Genomic DNA, 18,173 nt, shown 5'->3' with positions numbered 1-18,173 from the left:
GGTGAGCGGCGCCAAAGCCGCTCACTGGATCGATCTGTTCAAGCCGTCGCGGTTCAGGCCGCGGCGGCTTTCTGCCGAAGGGGCCGCGCATGCTCGCCCAGGGCGGCGAACAGGGCGCGGGGGTCGATCGGCTTGGCGACATGGCCCTGCATGCCCGCCGCGCGGCACTGTTCGATCTGCTCGGGAAGGACATTCGCGGTCAGGGCCACGATCGGCGTGTCGCGCTCGGGTCCGGGAGACGAGCGGATGGCGCGGGCGGCCGAGGGGCCGTCCATCACCGGCATCTGCATGTCCATGAGGACCAGGTCGTAGTCGCCGGCCCGCGCCGCCGCGATGGCCTCCATCCCGTTCTCGACCATGTCGAGATCGAGATCGAGGGGCGCGATCAAGGCGGCGATCAGGGCGCGGTTGGCCGGGTTGTCCTCGGCGAGGAGCACCCGGAGCCGGCGTTCTGGGCCGACGTCGGGTCCTGTGATCGGGTGGGTCTCGACGGCTGCGGCGACCGCCAGCGGCACCCGGAACCAGAAGGTCGATCCGCTGCGGCCGTCGCTGTCCGCCCCGATCTCGCCGCCCATCATCCCGATCAGCCGCCGCGAGATGGCCAGGCCCAGGCCCGTGCCGCCGAACCTGCGCGAGACCGAGCCGTCCGCCTGGGTGAAGCGATCGAACATCTGCTCGATCTGGGCGGGATCCAGCCCGACCCCGGTGTCGCGAACGAAGGCCTCCAGAACGGCGCGGCCATCGGTCGTCGGTCGAACGTCCAGCCGGACCTGAACGGACCCCTCTTCCGTGAACTTCACCGCGTTCGACACCAGGTTGAGCAACACCTGGCGCAGGCGCGCCGCGTCGCCGGTCAACCACGAGCCGGCCGGGGCCTCGCAACTCAGGTCCAGCCCCTTGTCGTCGGCCTGGCCTCCCAGTAGCGCCACGACGCCCTGGCCCAGCTCGGCGACGGAAAAGGCCTCCGGGGCGAGGCTCAGCGCCCCGGCTTCCAGCTTGGAGAAGTCGAGGATGTCGTTGACCACGGCCAGCAGGGTCTCGCCGGCGCTTCGAATCAGATCGAGATGACCCCGGTCGGCCTCCGACAATCCGCCGTCGCGGCCGATCAGGCGCGAGAAGCCGAGAATGCTGGTCAGGGGGGTCCGCAGTTCGTGGCTCATGTTCGCCAGGAATTCGCTCTTGGCCGATGACGCGGCCTCGGCTTCCTGGCGCGCCAGGACGAGGGCGGCCTGGGCTTCCTTGCGCGCGGTGATGTCGCGAACGACATCGACGATCTCGGTCAGTTCGCCCGCGCCGTTCAGCACGAGACGCGGGTTGGCCTCCAGCCAGACGAAGTGCCCGTCCTTGTGACGGCAGCGGTACTCGTAACCGGTCGGACTGATCAGCTCGCCACGGGCGATGCGGTCCCTGAGGATGGCGCGGATGCGCGTGACGTCTTCCTCGGCGACCATTTCCGCCGGGTTCATGCCGACGATCTCGCTCGGCGAGTAGCCGAGCACGGCGCGCGAGGCCGGCGAGGCGTAGGTGATGCCCGCGTCCATCCGGCTGCGAACCACCATGTCGGAGGTGTGTTCGGCCACGAAGCGGAAGGCCCGCTCGCTTTCGAACAACTCGCGGTCGTCGACGTGGTCGCTGACGTCGACCGACATGCCGAAGACCCAGCGCCGCCCCTCGGCGTCGGGCGGTTGTCGCTGGCCCCAGTTGACGACGTCACGATACTCGCCGGACGGTCGCACGATCCGGTAGCGGATCTGGACCTTCTCGTCGGTCTCGAACATTCGCCGCCAGGATCGACCGACGAGGTTCGTATCGTCGGGGTGATAGAGACGGAAGATCTGGTCTCGGGTCGGAACGCCCGCAGCGGGATCGAGACCGGCGATCTCGTACATGCCCGGCGACCACCAGGTCGTCTTCGGATCGAGCACCCGCCACCAGCCCACACCCAGCCCTTTCAGGCCGGCCAGAGCGATGGCGAGCGAGTCTCGATCGCTGGTTTCGATCGTCATGGGCATCCCTTGAACGAAGGGCGCACCGTGAACGACAATGGCTTCCAAGCCGTGAACGCGGTTCGATCAGCCGTAGATGACAGGAACCATGGCCAGAATCCTGCCGCCGCGGGCGCGCGCATAATCATCGCGGCGCACGGTGGGCAGAAGGCGAATGGCCTCGGCGCGGAAACGGACGCGGCACTGATGCTCGGCCAGCGGGCCGCCGCCGCGGCAGGCCTGGCGCGACGCGGCATCGACGCGCGCGTCAAAGGCGTTGGCCCCCTGAACGGACGCGAGATCGAGGTCGCCGAAGGGGATGCGGTAGTCCTGGGCGGAAGCGGCACCGGCCAGCAGTGCCAGGGCGGAAACGGCGATGGCGAGGGTTTTCATGGCGGAACGTCCTTGGCTGGGATCGCAGGGAGGCGAACGCGGGCCGTATGACGGTGTTCGATGACAGGGCCGGAAGGCTTCCGTGACCGCGTGGTGAACTCTTCCCTAATCTTCGTTCATGATTGGCAATCCTTGCCCTCAGTGCGGCAAATGACGGATGATCCGTGTTCGTCGCTGTGAGCAGTCAGCCGCTGTTCCTCAGACCCGCCGCGATGCCGTTGATGGCCAGAAGGATGCCCTCGCGCACGCGGGGGTCGTCGTCGCCGGCCCGCCTGCGCCGGATCAGCTCGATCTGGACGTGGTTCAAGGGCTCGACATAGGGCATCCGCATGCGGATCAGCCGGTCGAGCTCGGGCTGGCCGCCCAGCAGCGCCGTCTGGCCCGTGATCGACAGGACGGCCGCATGGGTCCGGTCCCATTCCGCCTGGATGGCACCGAAGACCCGCGCGGCCAGAGCCTGATCCTCGACCAGGGAGGCGTAGCGGCGGGCAATGGTCATGTCCGCCTTGGCCATGATCATCTCCATGTTCTGAACGAGGGTCCGGAAGAAGGGCCAGTCGACGGCCATGGCCCGAAGTTCCTCGTGATCCGCGCCTTCGCAGGCCGAGCCGAAGCCGAACCAGCCCGGCAGCATGACCCGGCTCTGGGACCAGCTGAGCACCCACGGAATGGCCCTGAGATCCTCGATCGCGGTGGACGCCGTTCGCGACGTGGGCCGCGAGCCGATCTTCAGCTCGGCGATCTCGTTGATCGGGGTGGCCGCGCGGAAGTAGTCGACGAAGCCCGGCGTCTCGTAGACCACGGAGCGATAGGCGGCCATGGAAGCCCGCGACAGAGCCGCCGCCGTGGGTCCGTGGCGCTCCGACATACGCTCGTCCGGCGGCGGGGTGAGGGAGGCGATCAGGGTTCCGGCCGTCAGGGCGTCGAGATTGCGCCGGGCCACGTCGGGTTCGCCGTATTTGTTGGCGATGACCTCGCCCTGTTCGGTGATGCGGATGCGACCGGCGACGGTGCCCGTCGGCTGCGAGATCACGCCGGCGAAGCTGGACCCGCCGCCCCGACCCACGGCCCCACCACGGCCATGGAACAGCTGAAGCCGCAGACCCACCGCCTGGGTGACCGAGAGCAGGCCGCGCGAGGCCTCGTGCAACTCCCAGGTCGAGGTCAGGTAGGAGCCGTCCTTGTTGGAGTCGGAGTAGCCGATCATGACCTCCTGCACGCCCCGTGCCCGGGCGACGGCGAGGGCCGACGGTTCGCGAAGCAGGCGTTCCAGCGTCGGTCGGGCGGCGCGCAGATCGTCGATGGTCTCGAACAGGGGGGCGGCCTGGATCGGGCAGGCGCCGGGGTCCTCGGGCCGGTAGAGGCCGACGTCCTTGAGCAGCAGATAGACTTCCAGCAGGTCCGAGGCCGCGTCGGTCTTGGACACGATGTGGGTGCGGATGGCGTCGGGACCGAACCGCGCGATGGCTTCGGCCGCGGCCTGAAGGATCGCGCGTTCCTTCAGGGTCTCAGGCGCGTAGTCGGCGTAGGGGCTGAACAGGGGCCGGGGGGTCTGGAGCTCGGCGGCCAGGACGGCTAGCCGCGCCTCCTCGTCCAGCGCCGCATAGTCCGCGCAGACGCCCGCGACCCGCAGAAGGTCTGCGACCACGCGCGCGTGGACGTCGGAGTTCTGGCGCAGGTCCAGGGTCGCCATGTGGAAGCCGAAGACATCGACGGTCGCGATCAGCCGGGCGAGACCGTCATCGGCGAAGACGTCGCCGTGGCTCGCGACCAGGCTGTCGTGCAGCACGCTCAGATCCGCGCGGAACTGCGACGGGCCGTCATAGGGCGGAGCGGCGAACGGGGCGGGGCGCGGCGCGGCCTCGCCGGTCAGGATCAGATGAGTCTCCGAAAGCCGGGCATAGATCTGGCTGAGCGCGCGTCGATACGGTTCGTCGGCCCTGTGGGGCGAGGCGTCGCCCGAGCCGGCGGCCAGGGCCTCCAGCTCCGGACTGACACGCGCCAGGGAGCCGGACAGGCTGAGTTCGGCGCCCAGGGTGTTCACCGCCTCGAGGTAATGCCGAAGGACCGCCCTGGCCGGGGTGGCGAAGGCGGCGCGCAAGGCCCCCGCGTCGACATTGGGATTGCCGTCGCGGTCGCCGCCGACCCAGGCCCCGATCCGCACGAAGGGCTTGAGCTCCGGCGCGTTCAGGCGACGTCGCCAGTCGATCAGCTGTTCCGGCGCGACCTTCAGGAACACCCGCTCCAGGAAGGAGACCACGGTGTCGATCTCGTCCTGGACCACAAGGCCGGTGGTGCGGACCAGCCGGGTGGCCCACAGGATCACCGCCTGCCGCCGCAAGCCCGACCTCAGCACCTCGGGCGCGCAGGCCAGGTCGTCGCGGTCGCAGCCATCCAGCAGGTCGGACACGGCGGCGATGCGGTCGATGACGCTCTTGCGCCTCACTTCCGACGGATGGGCGGTCAGGACTGGAGAGATCAGGGCATCGGACAACAGGGCGCGGACGTCGTCGGTCGAACGTCCTGCCGCCTCCAGCCGGGCGAGGGCCCCCTCCGGCGTATCGGCCCGCGCGCCCTCGGCCGTCTGGCTCCGGGCGCGGCGCTTGCCGGCGCGGTCCTCGGCGACATTGGCCAGGAGGGAGAAGACGGCGAACCCGTGCGCCAGCCCCACGGCGTCATCCAGCGACAGGTCCGAGAGCAGGCGCTCCAGTTCGGCCGATCCCCGGGCCCCGGCATGGCGGTGATAGCCGACAGAGGCGACGCGGACCGCCTCGATCCGGTCATAGAGACCCTGGCCACCTTCGTCGCGAATGATCTCGCCCAGGAGACCGCCGAGCAGCCGCACCTCCTCGCGCAGGCGATTGTCGGCGACAGGCAGGGTGGCGGGCATGGGCAGTCTCGCGCGGCCAAGGAGAGATCCGAACACTGCGACAAAGACGAGCTCGCCGCGAGGCCGGAAACACGAGTTGTTCGTGTCACCAGAAAATGGTATCGAAATCCAGATGAGGGGTCGGCATTCCAGGACGCTGGTCGCGATCTTCGCCGAACCTGTCCGCGCCAATGTGCTGTGGTCCGACGTCGAGGCGCTGTTCAAGGCGGCCGGGGCGGACGTCAGCGAGGGACGCGGTTCTCGCGTTCGCGTCAGTCTGAACGGCGTGGACGCTGTCTTCCACCGTCCCCATCCCCAGAAGGAGACGGACAAGGGCGCGCTGAAGTCGGTGCGCCGGTTCCTGACGGAGGCGGGCTTCGCGCCCGATGCCAAACCATGACGACCATGACCCACGACGGCTATCTGGCCACCATCGAGCTGGATGAGGACGCCGGTCTGTTCCACGGCGAGGTGGTGAACACGCGCGACGTGCTGACCTTTCAGGGGCGTACGCCGGCCGAACTGAAGGCGGCCTTCGCCGATACCATCGCCGACTACGCCGAGTGGTGCCAAGCGCGCGGCAAGACGCCAGAGCGGCCCTTCTCCGGTACGTTTTCGGTCCGTGTGAAGCCCGAGGTTCACCGTCGGGCGGCGGCGGCGGCGGCGCGCGAGGGCAAGAGCCTGAACGGCTATGTCGCCGAGGTGCTGGATCGGGTCGCCGGTTGAATGTCACCACAAAGTTGATTTAGCCCGGCGTTTCCGCCATACACCGCCGCTTCCGACGCAAGTGAACCTTCGCGTCTCCACCATCACGACCCCCGACAGCTCGGGACGAGGATGGCGAGAACCCTCCGCCGACGTGATCGTTGCCGGGGGCCGTTGTCGTATGGGGCCGTCTTGGGGACCTTCGTCGTCAACGAGGTTTGTATGTTCGAGGCTCTGAACGAGCGGCTGACAGGCGTCTTCGACCGGATCACCGGGCGCGGCGCCCTGTCCGAAAAGGACGTGGCCGAGGCGATGCGCGAGGTGCGCGTGGCCCTGCTGGAGGCCGACGTCGCCCTGCCGGTCGTCAAGGACTTCATCGCCTTCGCCACCGAGCGCGCCACGGGCGAAGAGGTCATCCGCTCGGTCAAGCCGGCCGACCAGGTCATCAAGATCGTCTACGACGGCCTGATCGAAATGCTGGGCGGCGAGGAGCCGGTCCCGCTGAACACCAACGCCACGCCGCCGGCGGTGGTGCTGATGGCGGGCCTGCAGGGGTCGGGCAAGACGACCACTTCGGCCAAGCTGGCGCTGCGCCTGACCAAGTTCGATCGCAAGAAGGTCATGCTTGCATCCCTCGATACGCGACGTCCGGCGGCGATGGAACAGCTGGCCCAGCTGGGCAAGCAGATCGAGGTCGCGACCCTGCCGATCGTTGCGGGCGAAAGCGCGGTGCAGATCACGCGGCGCGCGCTGCAGTCGGCCAAGCTTCAGGGCTTCGACGTCCTGATCCTCGACACCGCCGGGCGGATCACGCTGGACGAGGCGTTGATGAACGAGGTGGCCGAGGTCGCCTCCATCGCCAAGCCGGTCGAGACCCTGCTGGTCGCCGACAGCCTGACCGGTCAGGACGCGGTTCGGACCACGGCGGCGTTCCATGAGCGTCTGCCGCTGACGGGTCTGGTCCTGACCCGCGCCGACGGCGACGGGCGCGGCGGGGCCATGCTGTCGATGCGGGCGGTCACCGGCCTGCCGATCAAATATCTGGGTGCGGGCGAGAAGGTCGATGCGCTGGACGTGTTCGACGCGCGGCGCGTCGCCGGCCGCATCCTGGGCCAGGGGGACATCGTCGCCCTGGTCGAGAAGGCCGCCGGGGAGCTGGACCAGGCCAAGGCCGAGGCCATGGCCAAGAAGCTGGCCAAGGGGCAGTTCGACCTGAACGACCTGGCCGCCCAGCTGCAGCAGATGAAGAAGATGGGCGGGCTTCAGGGCATCATGGGCCTGATGCCCGGCGTGGCCAAGATGAAGGCCCAGATGGCCGACGCCAACATCGACGACCGCATGATCCTGCGTCAGGAGGCGATCATCTCGTCCATGACCAAGATCGAGCGCAAGAAGCCCGATCTGTTGAACGCGTCGCGCAAGAAGCGCATCGCCGCCGGCGCGGGCGTCGAGGTGCAGGACATCAACCGCCTGCTGAAACAGCACCGCCAGATGGCCGACATGGTCAAGTCCCTGGCCAAGGGCGGGCGCGGCAACATGCAGAAGATGGCCGCCATGATGGGCGGCATGGGCATGGGGGGCGGCCCCGGTGGCGGCGGCCCCGACATCAACCGGCTCAAGGCCATGGGCGGCGGACGCATGCCCGAGCCGACCGAACAAGAGATGAAAGCCCTCCAGGACCGGCTCTCCGGCCTGGGTGGCGGACAAATGCCGGGAGGCCTTCCAGGCCTGCCGGGCCTCCCCAAGAAACCGAACTGATTTCCTAGAAAGAGACTGACAATGCTGAAGATTCGTCTGGCCCGCGGTGGCGCCAAGAAGCGCCCCTACTATTACATCGTGATCGCCGACAGCCACTCTCCGCGCGACGGCAAGTTCCTGGAGCGGGTGGGCACCTACAACCCGATGCTGCCCAAGGACGGCGACAAGCCGCGCGTGACCCTGAAGTCGGACCGCATCGCCGAGTGGCTGGGCAAGGGCGCCCAGCCGACGGACCGCGTCGCCCGCTTCCTGTCCCAGGACGAGGCCCTGGCCGGCAAGGTCAAGTGGACGCAAGGCCAGAACCTGAAGAAGGGCGAGCCGGGCAAGAAGGCCCAGGAACGCGCCGCCGAGCGCGCCCAGCGTGAAGCCGACCGCGCCGAGGCCGAAGCGGCCGCCAAGGTCGAGGCCGCCGAAGCCGCCCAGCGCGCCAAGGAAGAGGCAGCCGCGGCCGCCGAAGCCGCCAAGAACGCGCCGCCGGTCGAGGAAGCTCCGGCTGAAGAGACCGTCGCGGAAGAGGCCGCTCCGGCCGAGGAAGCCGCTGCTGAAGGGGCTGCTCCGGAAGCCGCCGCCGAGGAGGCCCCGGCCGCCGAAGCTGCTGCGGAAGAGGCCCCGGCCGCCGAGGAAGAGAAGACCGAGGCCTGATCCGCCTCGATCCTGCTATGTGAAGCGAGGGCGGTGTCTAATGACACCGCCCTTTTGCTGTCGGAGCCCGTGATGACGGATCAAAAACTCATCCTCGTCGGCCACGTCGCCGGGGCGTTCGGGGTCAAGGGCGAGGTGCGGATCACCACCTATACGGCCGATCCCATGGCGCTGACGGCCTATGGCCCGCTGCTGCGCGCCGACGGCGGCCATGCCCTGACGCTGGGGGCTGCGCGCGTCACCAAGGACGGCCTTGTGGCCCGGGTTAAGGAGGTCGCCACCAAGGAAGAGGCCGACGCCCTGCGCAATCTGAAGCTCCACGTCCCTCGCGAGGCCCTGCCGCAGCCGGACGAGGACGAGTTCTATCTGACCGATCTGGTCGGGCTGGCGGCGCGCGACGGGTCGGGCCAGGTGCTGGGCGCGGTCAAGGCGGTCCAGAATTTCGGGGCCGACGACATGCTGGAGATCGCCCCGGCACAGGGCGGGCCGACGTGGTATCTGCCCTTCACCCGCGAAGCCGTGCCCGAACTGCATATCGCCGACGGCTGGCTGCTGGCCGTGCGGCCGGTCGAGGTCGGAGAGCGCGAACCCGACTGAGGCGTCAGTCGGTGGTGTCGTCCACCGGGGCGTTCGGCCCGTTCTTCTTGATCGAGTCGATCGCGTTCTGGGCCGAGGCCTTGGACGCATAGCCCTCGGTCGAGAACATGGTCTCGGAATTGTACTTGAACCGGACCCGGAACTCTCCGGCCTTGTCCTTGTAGATTTCGAACTTGTGGGCCACGCGGCGCCTCCCTGGTTGCAAGCCGGATAAGGCCAAGCTGAGTGGGATCAGGTCAACCGGCCGCGTGTCGACCAGCGGACACTTGCGCGTGAGCGGACGGCCCCTGCATCAGCCTCTAATCGCAACCGAGACTGTATCCCATGGCCGACCTGACCGCGTTTCCGATCACCCGCCAGTATCCGGCGAAACACCCCGAGCGGCTCCAGCTGTATTCGTTCGCCACCCCCAACGGGGTGAAGGCGTCGATCATACTGGAGGAGATCGGCCTGCCCTATGAGGTCCATCTGGTGGACATCATGCAGAACCAGACCTGGACGCCCGACTATCTGTCGCTGAACCCCAACGGCAAGATCCCGGCGATCCTGGATCCTGATGGTCCGGGCGGACAGCCGCTGGCCCTGTGGGAGTCCGGGGCGATCCTGACCTATCTCGCGGAAAAGACCGGCAAGCTGATCCCGACCGATCCGGCGGGACGCTACGAGACCCTGCAGTGGGTGTTCTGGCAGATGGCGGCGCTGGGACCGATGACCGGCCAGATGGGCTTCTTCCACAAGTTCGCCGGCAAGGACTGGGAGGACAAGCGGCCGCGCGACCGCTTCGTCACCGAGGTCAAGCGCCTGCTGGGCGTGCTGGAAGGCCGACTGGCGGACCGGCCCTTCGTCATGGGCGAGGACTTCACCATCGCTGACGTCAGCCTGATCGGCTGGGTCCGCGCCATCCCTGAGTTCTACGGTGCCGCCGATCTGGTTGACTGGGCGTCGTTGAAGGCGGTGCCGGAATGGGTGGCGCGGTGCGAAGCAAGGCCGGGGGTGGCGCGAGGGCTGACCATACCGGCGCGTCCCTGAGCCTGTGATCACCGGTGAACACCGCCGAGACCGCAGATCGCCGAAAAGCGTGAACTGCAAATCTCGGCGGCCGTGAACCGCCGTTACCGCCAAAATATCGGCCGATACCGCCGATACCGCAGATCAGCCCTCCTCGCCGTCCGGCAGGCCCATCATGTGGAAGCCGGCGTCGACGTGGATGATCTCGCCGGTGGTCGACAGGCCGAGGTCCGAGCACAGCCACAGGGCGCAGCCGGCGACGCCTTCCATCGAGGTGTCCTCCTTCATCGCCGACATGGCGCGGCCCTGGGCGATCATGCCCCGGCCGCCTGAGATGCCGGCCAGCGACAGGGTGCGCATGGCACCGGCCGAGATGGCGTTGACGCGGATGCCCTTGGGACCCAGGTCGCGGGCGATGTAGCGGGTCGCGGCCTCCAGCGCGGCCTTGGCCACGCCCATGGTATTGTAGTTCGGTATGGCGCGCTCGGACCCCAGATAGGTCATGGTCACCAGGGACCCGCCGTTCGGCATCAGTTTCGACGCGCGCTTGGCCACGTCGACGAAGCTGAAGGCCGAGATGTTCAGGGCCAGCAGGAAGCTGTCCCTCGAGGTGTTGTCGACGAAGGAGCCTTTCAGCTCGTCCTTGTTGGCGAAGGCGACCGAATGGACGACGAAGTCGATGGTGCCGAAGGTCTTTTCCAGCTCCGCGAAGGCGGCGTCCATTGAGGCGTCGTCGGTGACGTCGGCCTGGATCAGGGCCTTGGCGCCGACGCTCTCGGCCAGCGGCCGCACCCGGCGTTCGAGCCCCTCGCCGAGGTAGGTGAAGGCGAGCTCCGCGCCTTGGGCCGCCAGCTGGGAGGCGATGCCCCAGGCGATCGAATTCGAGTTCGCGACCCCCATGATGAGGCCCTTCTTGCCCTTCATGAGTTCGCCCGTGGGCATGGTCCAGCCGCTCTCGCTCGCCATCGTGTCGTCTCCGTATTGGCGGGCGTCCGGTGTCGGATCAGCCCAGCTGTTCGTCCTTGGGGGGAGGGTTAGCAGGGGCCGACGGACGCTGCAAAGGCCGGCCGCCGAGCCGCTCGATCAGCAGCATGAGCGGCGTCGAGGTCACGCCGTGGACGACGATGGACGTCAGGATGATGAAGCCGGTGATGGCCCACAGGCGCTCGGAATCGCCGAACTCTCCGTGGTTAAGCCCGTAGGCGAGATAGTAGACCGATCCCAGACCACGGATGCCCAGATAGGCCAGCAGCACCTTGTCCCGCCTGGGAAGGTCGATGCCGACCAGCGACAGATATCCGAACACCGGACGGACGATGAACAGGATCGCGAGGGCGATGCCGACGTCGGTCCAGGTCAGGGCGTCGAGCAGACCGTTGGCGAGCGCCCCGCCGAACAGGACCAAGAGCAGCATCATGAGCAGACGTTCGATCTGCTCGGCGAAGTCGTGCATCTCCGCGTGGAAGTCGTCCTCGCGCTCCGAGGCCCGAATGGTCAGGGCGCAGACGAAGACGGCGAGGAAGCCGTAGCCATGGACCACCTCGGTCGCCGCATAGGCGATGAAGGTCGCCCCGATCGCCACCAGGCCATCGGCGTGGCGCGAGATGCCCTGGCGATGGGCGCGGAAGATCAGCCAGCCCATGGCCTTGCCGACCGCCCAGCCCATGACGCCGCCGGCCAGCAGCTTCCAGCCCACATCGATGGCCAGCCACTGGCCCAGGCCCTGTCCGGCCCAGGCCGCGGCTCCGCTCAGCGAGACCAGAATGGCCAGGTTGACGAAGGGAAAGGCCAGGGCGTCGTTCAGGCCCGCCTCGGCGGTCAGGTTGAAGCGCACCTCATTGTCCTCGCCCGACCGGGGCGGGCCGGTCTGGACGTCCGACGCCAGCACCGGGTCCGTCGGGGCCATCGCCGCGCCCAGCAGAAGGGCCATGGCCAGGCTGAAGCCCAGTCCCGCGACGCCCAGCCAGGCAGTGGCGGCGACGGTCAGCGGCATGGCGATGGCCAACAGCCGCCAGGTCGGGGCCCAGCCCTTCCAACTGACGGGCCGGTCCAGCTTCAGTCCCGCCCCCATCAGCCAGGTCGGGGCCCAGCCCTTCCAACTGACGGGCCGGTCCAGCTTCAGTCCCGCCCCCATCAGCGAGATGATGACCACCAGCTCGGTCAAACGCTCGGTCAGGGTGTCCCAGGTTCGGGGATCGGGATTGAAGGACAGGATGTCGAAGCTGAAGATGCCGGCCCCCAGGCCGACGCAGATCATGGCCAGCGACAGCGGCAGCCGGCTCAGCCCCTTGGGAGCCCAGGAGACGAGCAGAACCACCGCGCCGAGGCCGAGCAGGAACAGGATGTAAGGGTTGGGTGTCAGAAGGAGTGTGTCCAGAAAAGTCGCTCCGCCCTCGTGTCGTCATCCAGCCTGAAGCCATAACCTGAGCCGCTTTTCCGAGCTCCGCCCTCGAGTCTTCGAAGAGAGCGCTGCAATGGCGTCCTGTAAGGCTTGAAGCCGAGCATTGTTTCGCGTTCGCGGGTCAAAAGCGCTCCCGGCTCTGATCGACGTCGCTGACCGTCGGCAGACAACGACCTTACATTGCCGCCCGCCGAGCCGCACGCAGCGTCTGCAGTCCAAGTTCGAGGCAGACGGCGGGCCATTGATGTGTTTCCATTGTGCCATGGACGTCGCGCGTTTTCGCGGTGGCGGCCTGAGAACGGACATTCCCAACCCTGCCGACGCGAGGGGCTCCATGACATCCGGTCCAACCGCCAATCGTATCCTCCGCAGCTTCGCCCTGATCGCCGCTCCCTTTGTCGTGCAGTGCGCGCCGGAAACGGTCCGCGAGCAAGGCCCCGCAGCCCCCACCTCGCTGATCGAGGCCACGGGACGGGCACAGGTCGACAGTCTCTGCTCCTCCTGTCACGGCGTAAGCCACATCACCATGAGCACCGGCTATACGCGTGAGCACTGGGATGCACTGGTGTCCGGGATGGTGGAGCTGAGCCCGGCAGATAGAGAGACCGTGCTGGACTATCTGAGCACTCACTACCCGCCGTCCGGCAGTCCGCGTCCGGCCCGCATCGTCGATGGACCGCTTCGAGTGTCCTTTCAGGCCTGGCGCACTCGCCAGCTGGGCCAACGCCCGCGCGATCCGGTGCAAGCTCCAGACGGATCGATCTGGTATGTCGGCCAGCAGGGCAATACGATCGGGCAGATCGATCCGCGCACCAGTGAGGTACGTGAATGGCCTCTGCCGGCAGAGGCTCTTCCTCACAGCGTCAATATCGATGCTCAAGGCGGCGTTTGGTACATGGGCAACGGCAACGGCACGATCGGCCGGTTCGATCCGGCCACCGGCCAAGCCCGCGAATATCCTATGCCGGATCCGGACGCGCGCGATCCCCACACCGCAGAATTCGATGCGAACGGCATCATGTGGTTCACGCTGCAGCGCAGCAACATGATCGGCCGCTTCGACCCGCGCACCGGAGACATTCGTCTGGTCACTGTCGAACGCGAAGGCGCTCGGCCATACGGCATCAAGGTCGCGTCGGACGGCACACTCTGGATCGCATGCAACGGCAGCAACTGCCTTATCCGCATGGATCCCCGGACCATGGCCCTTACGGAAATCGACCTGCCTGGTGACGATACAACGGTTCGGCGGCTCGACATCAGCAGTGATGGACGGATCTGGTATGTGAACTCAGGCCGAGGACGCCTGGGGGTCTACGATCCCGGCACGGGCCAAACCCGCGAGTGGGACAGCCCGAGCGGGCCGGAGTCTCACCCCTACGCCATAGCGGTCATCGACGACATCGTCTGGTACAGCGAAAGCGGGGTGCGCCCTGATCCGTTGGTCAGGTTCGACCCGCGAACAGAGACGTTCCAAAGCAGGCCAATCCAGGCGGGACAGCTCCGAGGCGGCATCGTGCGCCACATGCGCGCGACGCGCGACGGAAATCTGTTGATGCACCAGGGCAGCGCCAACAGCGTCATCCTGGCGACGCTCCCGCGCGCAGGCTAGACCTTCGAGAAGATCACCGTCCCGTTGGTGCCGCCGAACCCGAAGGAGTTGGACATTACGGTGGTCAGTTCTCCGTCCTTGCGCTCGCGCAGGATCGGCATGCCCTCGAACTCGGGGTCCAGGTTTTCGATGTGAGCGCTTTCGGCCGCGAAGCCGTGCTCGAGCATCAGCAGCGAATAGATCGCCTCCTGCGCCCCGGCAGCGCCGAGCGAGTGACCGGTCAGGGACTTGGTCGAGGAGATCAGCGGCATGTCGGTGCCGAACACGTTCCTGACCGCGCCCATTTCCTTGAGGTCGCCCACGGGCGTCGAGGTGCCGTGGGGGTTCAGATAGTCGATGCGGCGACCGCCGGCCTGGGCCATGGCGATCTTCATGCATCGCTCGGCGCCCTCGCCGGAGGGGGCGACCATGTCGTAGCCGTCGGAGTTGGCGCCGTAGCCCACGACCTCGGCGTAGATTTTCGCGCCGCGCGCCTTGGCCCGCTCGTATTCCTCCAGCACCACGATGCCCGCGCCGCCGGCGATGACGAAGCCGTCGCGGTCCTTGTCATAGGCGCGGCTGGCGACGGACGGGGTCGCGTTGAAGTTGGATGACATGGCGCCCATGGCGTCGAACATGTTGGACATGGACCAGTCGATGTCCTCGCAGCCGCCGGCGAAGACCACATCCTGCTTTCCCCACTGGATCTGTTCGGCGCCCGCGCCGATGCAGTGGGCGCTGGTCGCGCAGGCCGAGGAGATCGAATAGTTGATGCCGCGCAGCTCGAACCAGGTGGCGAGCACCGCCGAGGGACCGCTGGCCATGGCCTTGGGCACGGCGAAGGGCCCGATCCGCTTGGGCGAGCCCTTTTCGATGGTGGTCTGGGCCGCCTGCAGGATGACCTGGGTCGAAGGCCCACCCTCGCCGACGATCAGGCCGATGCGGTCGTCCTTGATCTCGTCCGGCGTCATGCCGGAATCCTTCAGCGCCTCCTCGAAGGCGATGTGGCCCCAGGCGGTGCCGTTGGCCAGGAAGCGCGCGGCGCGGCGATCGACCAGCGGGGCCCAGTCCTCGGCCGACACGCCCAGCGACGGCGGTGCCCAGACCTGGCTGCGGAAGCCGTGGGTGATGTGATCGGGCGCGGCGACAACGCCCGATCGGGCCGAGCGCAGCGATGCGGTCACCTCTTCGGCACCGGTGCCGATGGAGGAGACGATGCCCAGACCCGTGACGACGACACGCCGCATGCAGTTTCCTTCTCTTTAGCCTTGGTCCGCGTTGATCGCGGTTATCGTGACGTCTTCAGCCGCCGGACGGCTTTTCGCCCGGCTGGAACAGGCCGACGCGCATGTCGGTCGCCGTATAGATAGGCACGCCGTCGGCTTCCAGAACCCCGTCGGCGATGCCCATGACCAGGCGGCGGTTGATGACCCGCTTGAGCGTGATCTTGTAGGTGACCCTCTTGATGTCCGGGGTGACCTGGCCGGTGAACTTGACCTCGCCGACACCCAGCGCGCGGCCACGGCCCGGTCCGCCGATCCAGCCGAGGTAGAAGCCGACCAGCTGCCACATGGCGTCCAGACCCAGACAGCCGGGCATGACGGGGTCACCGATGAAGTGGCAGCCGAAGAACCAGAGGTCCGGATGAATATCCAGCTCGGCCTCCATATAGCCCTTGCCGTGTTCGCCGCCGTCGCCGCTGATCTGGGTGATGCGGTCGAACATCAGCATCGGCGGGGCCGGCAGCTGGGCATTGCCCGGTCCGAACAGCTCGCCCCGTCCCGAGGCCAGGAGGGCGGCATGGTCGAACGACGAGGGGTATTGCGACTGGCTCAAAAGGATCGGCTCCCGAGGTGTGGCGGCGGGGTGACACGACACGGGCGGGGGGTCAATGGCGCGATGTCTTCTCCCTCCCCCTGCGGGGGAGGGTGGTCGGAGCGAAGCGAAGACCGGGTGGGGACGGCCGGGCGAGCCCGACTCAGACATCCCCTGCGTATTGCCTTGCCGCCCCCAACCCCGTCGCTGCGCGACGACCCTCCCCCCGAGGGGGAGGGAGAGGCGTCACCTCGCCTCGCCCGCCGGCCTCGCCGCGTCGCACAGGGCGGCGTCGGATGCGCCGAAGACCGCATCCGCCTTGACCCAGCCGCGCAGCTTGTCGGCGCGCACGCGGCACCAGCCGTCCTCGCAGTCGTCGAGCGCGATCAGGGAGCGGGGGCTGAAGCGGGCCTTGATGGCCGCTTCGTCGTCGGGACGGGTGCGGATCGGGACTTCGGCCGTGGTCGCGTTGAAGGCCCCGCGACGGCCGGAGGCGACGCTGCGGTGAATCCAGGCGACGGCCCCTTCGGGATCGCAGATCTTTCGCCACTCGCGCGTCTCGGCGATGACCTGAACCGGCAGGCCGGCGGCGCGGTATTCCCACAGGATGCGGTAGTCGAGGCCCGGACCCTGTCGCGCCCGCACTTCGGACGACTTCAGCGAGACCCAGCGGGGGACCTCGAGCCCGGTCGGGGTCGGACGGCCGTCGGGCATGGTCGCCGCCGCGCCGACGAGCAGGCCCAGCGACGCGGCGGCGACGATCGTGACGATCCGGCGCGACAGGCTTTGGAGACGGGGATGAGACTTGCTAGACACCGGCGTCGGCCGCTCGCGGTAAATCCAAGGGTCCTATGTCCAGCACTCGGCTTAAGGTCGTCTTAACCAGAAGGCTGCCCGACGCGGTCGAGACGCGCATGCGCGAGCTGTTCGACGCCGAGCTGAACCTGAAGGACATCCCGATGGACCGCGCCGCCCTGCTGGCGGCCATGCAGCGGGCCGACGTCCTGGTGCCCACCATCACCGACCAGATCGACGCCGGGCTGATCATCACGGCCGGCGAGCAGCTGAAGATGATCGCCAACTTCGGCGCGGGCGTGGATCACATCGACATCGACGCGGCCGTCGCGCGCCAGATCATCGTCACCAACACGCCGGGCGTCCTGACCGAGGACACGGCCGACCTGGCCATGAGCCTGATCCTGGCCGTCAGCCGCCGTATCGTCGAAGGCGCGCAGGTGATGGCCGAGGGCCGGTTCGAGGGCTGGACCCCCACCTGGATGTGCGGGCGCAAGCTGTGGGGCAAGCGGCTCGGCATCGTCGGCATGGGCCGGATCGGCCAGGCCCTGGCCCGCCGGGCCCGAGCGTCGGGGATGCAGGTCCATTATCACAACAGGAAGGCCGTCAGCCCGCGCATCGAGGAGGAACTGGGCGCGACCTACTGGGACGACCTGGACACCATGCTGTCGCGCATGGACGTGATCTCGCTGAACTGTCCGGCGACCAAGGAGACCCATCATCTGCTGGACGCGCGGCGGGTGGCCCTGCTTCAGCCGCATGCCCTGCTGATCAACACCGCGCGGGGCGAGCTGATCGACGAGACGGCCCTGGCGGAGGCGGTTTCGCGGCGTTCCCTGGCGGGCGTCGGGCTGGACGTGTTCGAGAACGAGCCGAAGGTTCACTTGGGTCTGGTCGGTCATCCCAATGTGGTGCTGCTGCCGCATCTGGGGTCCGCGACCCTGGAGGCCCGTCAGGACATGGGAGATCGGGTGATCGCCAACATCATGACCGTCCAGAACGGTCACCGCCCACCGGATCGCGTCATCCCGGCGATGTTCTGAGCTTTCTCCCCTTCTTTCGTCATTCCGTGCGCCGGGAGCGAAGCGACCAGAGACCCGGAACCCAGCGGCGCGCGAGAGCGCGAAACTGTCACGCATACAGTCGGCTGACGCATTTCGCCTACGCTACGCTCCGGCACCGCTGGGTTCCGGGTCTTCGCTATGCTTCGCCCGGAATGACGAAAGAGAGGATCGCCGATACGAAAAAGGGCGGCCCGTGAGGACCGCCCTTCGTCATTTCGGTGTTCGTGCGCCGATCAGGCGCGACGCTTGACCAGTCCCAGCAGGAACAGCAGCAGGCAGGCACCACCGAAGGCGACGATCAGCGTCACCAGGTTGAAGCCGCCGACGGGCGTTCCGAACAGGTTCTGGGCGATGAAGCCGCCGATCAGGGCGCCGATGACGCCGACGATCAGATTGGTGATCAGGCCGTGATTGCGGCCCATGACCTTTTCAGCGAGCCAACCGGCGACGATGCCGATGACGAGCCAACCGATGATACCGAGTCCCATGATTTCTATCCTTCCAAAGCCAAGGTAACGACAGAATGCGACGAGGCCCGGATGGTTGCGTC

General features: G+C 67.6%; 18 protein-coding genes. 8 read left to right on the top strand and 10 right to left on the bottom strand.

Annotated elements, in window-relative coordinates:
• Nucleotides 1-53 precede the first annotated feature (53 nt).
• The 3 genes from ABN401_RS13135 to ppc form a co-directional block, all read right to left on the bottom strand.
• Nucleotides 54-2,006: a hybrid sensor histidine kinase/response regulator gene (locus ABN401_RS13135; RefSeq protein ID WP_349685311.1), complete on the bottom strand. Its 1,953-nt coding sequence runs from the start codon at nucleotides 2,004-2,006 to the stop codon at nucleotides 54-56.
• A 66-nt stretch (nucleotides 2,007-2,072) separates the two neighbouring features.
• Nucleotides 2,073-2,378 carry a UrcA family protein gene (locus tag ABN401_RS13130; protein WP_349685310.1) on the bottom strand — a complete coding sequence of 102 codons (306 nt, stop codon included), beginning with the start codon at nucleotides 2,376-2,378 and terminating at the stop codon, nucleotides 2,073-2,075.
• 184 nt (nucleotides 2,379-2,562) lie between these two features.
• Nucleotides 2,563-5,268: a phosphoenolpyruvate carboxylase gene (ppc, locus tag ABN401_RS13125; RefSeq protein ID WP_349685309.1), complete on the bottom strand. Its 2,706-nt coding sequence runs from the start codon at nucleotides 5,266-5,268 to the stop codon at nucleotides 2,563-2,565.
• 82 nt (nucleotides 5,269-5,350) lie between these two features.
• On the opposite strand from ppc, the gene ABN401_RS13120 reads away from it, so the two are divergent.
• The 5 genes from ABN401_RS13120 (at nucleotide 5,351) to rimM (ending at nucleotide 8,949) form a co-directional block, all read left to right on the top strand.
• Nucleotides 5,351-5,647, top strand: coding sequence for a type II toxin-antitoxin system HicA family toxin (locus ABN401_RS13120; protein WP_349685308.1), 297 nt, complete (start codon nucleotides 5,351-5,353; stop codon nucleotides 5,645-5,647).
• Nucleotides 5,644-5,973 carry a type II toxin-antitoxin system HicB family antitoxin gene (locus ABN401_RS13115; RefSeq protein ID WP_349685307.1) on the top strand — a complete coding sequence of 110 codons (330 nt, stop codon included), beginning with the start codon at nucleotides 5,644-5,646 and terminating at the stop codon, nucleotides 5,971-5,973. The genes ABN401_RS13120 and ABN401_RS13115 overlap by 4 nt, the downstream gene beginning before the upstream one ends.
• A 201-nt stretch (nucleotides 5,974-6,174) precedes the next feature.
• Nucleotides 6,175-7,710: a signal recognition particle protein gene (gene ffh, locus ABN401_RS13110; protein WP_349685306.1), complete on the top strand. Its 1,536-nt coding sequence runs from the start codon at nucleotides 6,175-6,177 to the stop codon at nucleotides 7,708-7,710.
• A 21-nt stretch (nucleotides 7,711-7,731) separates the two neighbouring features.
• The gene (gene rpsP / locus ABN401_RS13105; protein WP_349685305.1) at nucleotides 7,732-8,352 is read left to right on the top strand and encodes a 30S ribosomal protein S16; all 621 of its coding nucleotides are present in this window, start codon (nucleotides 7,732-7,734) and stop codon (nucleotides 8,350-8,352) included.
• Between the two features lie 72 nt (nucleotides 8,353-8,424).
• Nucleotides 8,425-8,949 carry a ribosome maturation factor RimM gene (gene rimM / locus ABN401_RS13100; RefSeq protein WP_349685304.1) on the top strand — a complete coding sequence of 175 codons (525 nt, stop codon included), beginning with the start codon at nucleotides 8,425-8,427 and terminating at the stop codon, nucleotides 8,947-8,949.
• A 4-nt stretch (nucleotides 8,950-8,953) separates the two neighbouring features.
• Here rimM and ABN401_RS13095 read toward each other — a convergent pair whose 3' ends face one another.
• Entirely contained in the window at nucleotides 8,954-9,133 is a 180-nt protein-coding gene (locus ABN401_RS13095; RefSeq protein ID WP_349685303.1) for a YegP family protein, read from the bottom strand.
• Nucleotides 9,134-9,273: 140 nt separating this feature from the next.
• On the opposite strand from ABN401_RS13095, the gene ABN401_RS13090 reads away from it, so the two are divergent.
• Entirely contained in the window at nucleotides 9,274-9,978 is a 705-nt protein-coding gene (locus ABN401_RS13090; protein WP_349685302.1) for a glutathione S-transferase N-terminal domain-containing protein, read from the top strand.
• Between the two features lie 123 nt (nucleotides 9,979-10,101).
• Here ABN401_RS13090 and ABN401_RS13085 read toward each other — a convergent pair whose 3' ends face one another.
• Both ABN401_RS13085 and ABN401_RS13080 read right to left on the bottom strand, forming a co-directional pair.
• Entirely contained in the window at nucleotides 10,102-10,923 is an 822-nt protein-coding gene (locus tag ABN401_RS13085) for an enoyl-ACP reductase FabI (RefSeq protein WP_432763561.1), read from the bottom strand.
• A gap of 37 nt (nucleotides 10,924-10,960) precedes the next feature.
• Nucleotides 10,961-12,274, bottom strand: a complete 1,314-nt coding sequence (locus ABN401_RS13080) for a cation:proton antiporter (protein WP_349685301.1) — start codon at nucleotides 12,272-12,274, stop codon at nucleotides 10,961-10,963.
• Nucleotides 12,275-12,692: 418 nt separating this feature from the next.
• On the opposite strand from ABN401_RS13080, the gene ABN401_RS13075 reads away from it, so the two are divergent.
• On the top strand, nucleotides 12,693-13,970 hold the full coding sequence (locus ABN401_RS13075; protein ID WP_349685300.1) for a Vgb family protein: 1,278 nt from the start codon (nucleotides 12,693-12,695) through the stop codon (nucleotides 13,968-13,970).
• On the opposite strand, the gene fabB is transcribed toward ABN401_RS13075, so the two are convergent.
• The 3 genes from fabB to ABN401_RS13060 form a co-directional block, all read right to left on the bottom strand.
• Nucleotides 13,967-15,196: a beta-ketoacyl-ACP synthase I gene (fabB, locus tag ABN401_RS13070; RefSeq protein ID WP_349685299.1), complete on the bottom strand. Its 1,230-nt coding sequence runs from the start codon at nucleotides 15,194-15,196 to the stop codon at nucleotides 13,967-13,969. The genes ABN401_RS13075 and fabB overlap by 4 nt on opposite strands.
• A gap of 55 nt (nucleotides 15,197-15,251) precedes the next feature.
• On the bottom strand, nucleotides 15,252-15,785 hold the full coding sequence (gene fabA, locus ABN401_RS13065) for a 3-hydroxyacyl-[acyl-carrier-protein] dehydratase FabA (RefSeq protein WP_349685298.1): 534 nt from the start codon (nucleotides 15,783-15,785) through the stop codon (nucleotides 15,252-15,254).
• A 225-nt stretch (nucleotides 15,786-16,010) separates the two neighbouring features.
• Nucleotides 16,011-16,580, bottom strand: coding sequence for an SH3 domain-containing protein (locus ABN401_RS13060; RefSeq protein WP_349685297.1), 570 nt, complete (start codon nucleotides 16,578-16,580; stop codon nucleotides 16,011-16,013).
• A gap of 35 nt (nucleotides 16,581-16,615) precedes the next feature.
• Here ABN401_RS13060 and ABN401_RS13055 point away from each other — a divergent pair, with 35 nt between their 5' ends.
• The gene (locus ABN401_RS13055) at nucleotides 16,616-17,602 is read left to right on the top strand and encodes a 2-hydroxyacid dehydrogenase (protein ID WP_349685296.1); all 987 of its coding nucleotides are present in this window, start codon (nucleotides 16,616-16,618) and stop codon (nucleotides 17,600-17,602) included.
• A gap of 254 nt (nucleotides 17,603-17,856) precedes the next feature.
• Here ABN401_RS13055 and ABN401_RS13050 read toward each other — a convergent pair whose 3' ends face one another.
• On the bottom strand, nucleotides 17,857-18,111 hold the full coding sequence (locus ABN401_RS13050) for a GlsB/YeaQ/YmgE family stress response membrane protein (protein ID WP_349685295.1): 255 nt from the start codon (nucleotides 18,109-18,111) through the stop codon (nucleotides 17,857-17,859).
• Nucleotides 18,112-18,173: the final 62 nt, after the last annotated feature.

This window comes from Brevundimonas aurifodinae (assembly GCF_040195595.1).
Taxonomy (GTDB): domain Bacteria; phylum Pseudomonadota; class Alphaproteobacteria; order Caulobacterales; family Caulobacteraceae; genus Brevundimonas; species Brevundimonas aurifodinae.
This window is presented reverse-complemented; position numbering and strand designations above follow the sequence as displayed.

Coding starts and splice junctions, on each gene's coding strand:
- ABN401_RS13085 (WP_432763561.1), bottom strand. CDS start 10,923: ATGGCGAGCGAGAGCGGCTGGACCATGCCCACGGGCGAACTCATGAAG.
- ABN401_RS13115 (WP_349685307.1), top strand. CDS start 5,644: ATGACGACCATGACCCACGACGGCTATCTGGCCACCATCGAGCTGGAT.
- ABN401_RS13130 (WP_349685310.1), bottom strand. CDS start 2,378: ATGAAAACCCTCGCCATCGCCGTTTCCGCCCTGGCACTGCTGGCCGGT.
- ABN401_RS13090 (WP_349685302.1), top strand. CDS start 9,274: ATGGCCGACCTGACCGCGTTTCCGATCACCCGCCAGTATCCGGCGAAA.
- fabB (WP_349685299.1), bottom strand. CDS start 15,196: ATGCGGCGTGTCGTCGTCACGGGTCTGGGCATCGTCTCCTCCATCGGC.
- rimM (WP_349685304.1), top strand. CDS start 8,425: ATGACGGATCAAAAACTCATCCTCGTCGGCCACGTCGCCGGGGCGTTC.
- ABN401_RS13055 (WP_349685296.1), top strand. CDS start 16,616: ATGTCCAGCACTCGGCTTAAGGTCGTCTTAACCAGAAGGCTGCCCGAC.
- ABN401_RS13135 (WP_349685311.1), bottom strand. CDS start 2,006: ATGACGATCGAAACCAGCGATCGAGACTCGCTCGCCATCGCTCTGGCC.
- rpsP (WP_349685305.1), top strand. CDS start 7,732: ATGCTGAAGATTCGTCTGGCCCGCGGTGGCGCCAAGAAGCGCCCCTAC.
- ffh (WP_349685306.1), top strand. CDS start 6,175: ATGTTCGAGGCTCTGAACGAGCGGCTGACAGGCGTCTTCGACCGGATC.
- ABN401_RS13075 (WP_349685300.1), top strand. CDS start 12,693: ATGACATCCGGTCCAACCGCCAATCGTATCCTCCGCAGCTTCGCCCTG.
- ABN401_RS13050 (WP_349685295.1), bottom strand. CDS start 18,111: ATGGGACTCGGTATCATCGGTTGGCTCGTCATCGGCATCGTCGCCGGT.
- ppc (WP_349685309.1), bottom strand. CDS start 5,268: ATGCCCGCCACCCTGCCTGTCGCCGACAATCGCCTGCGCGAGGAGGTG.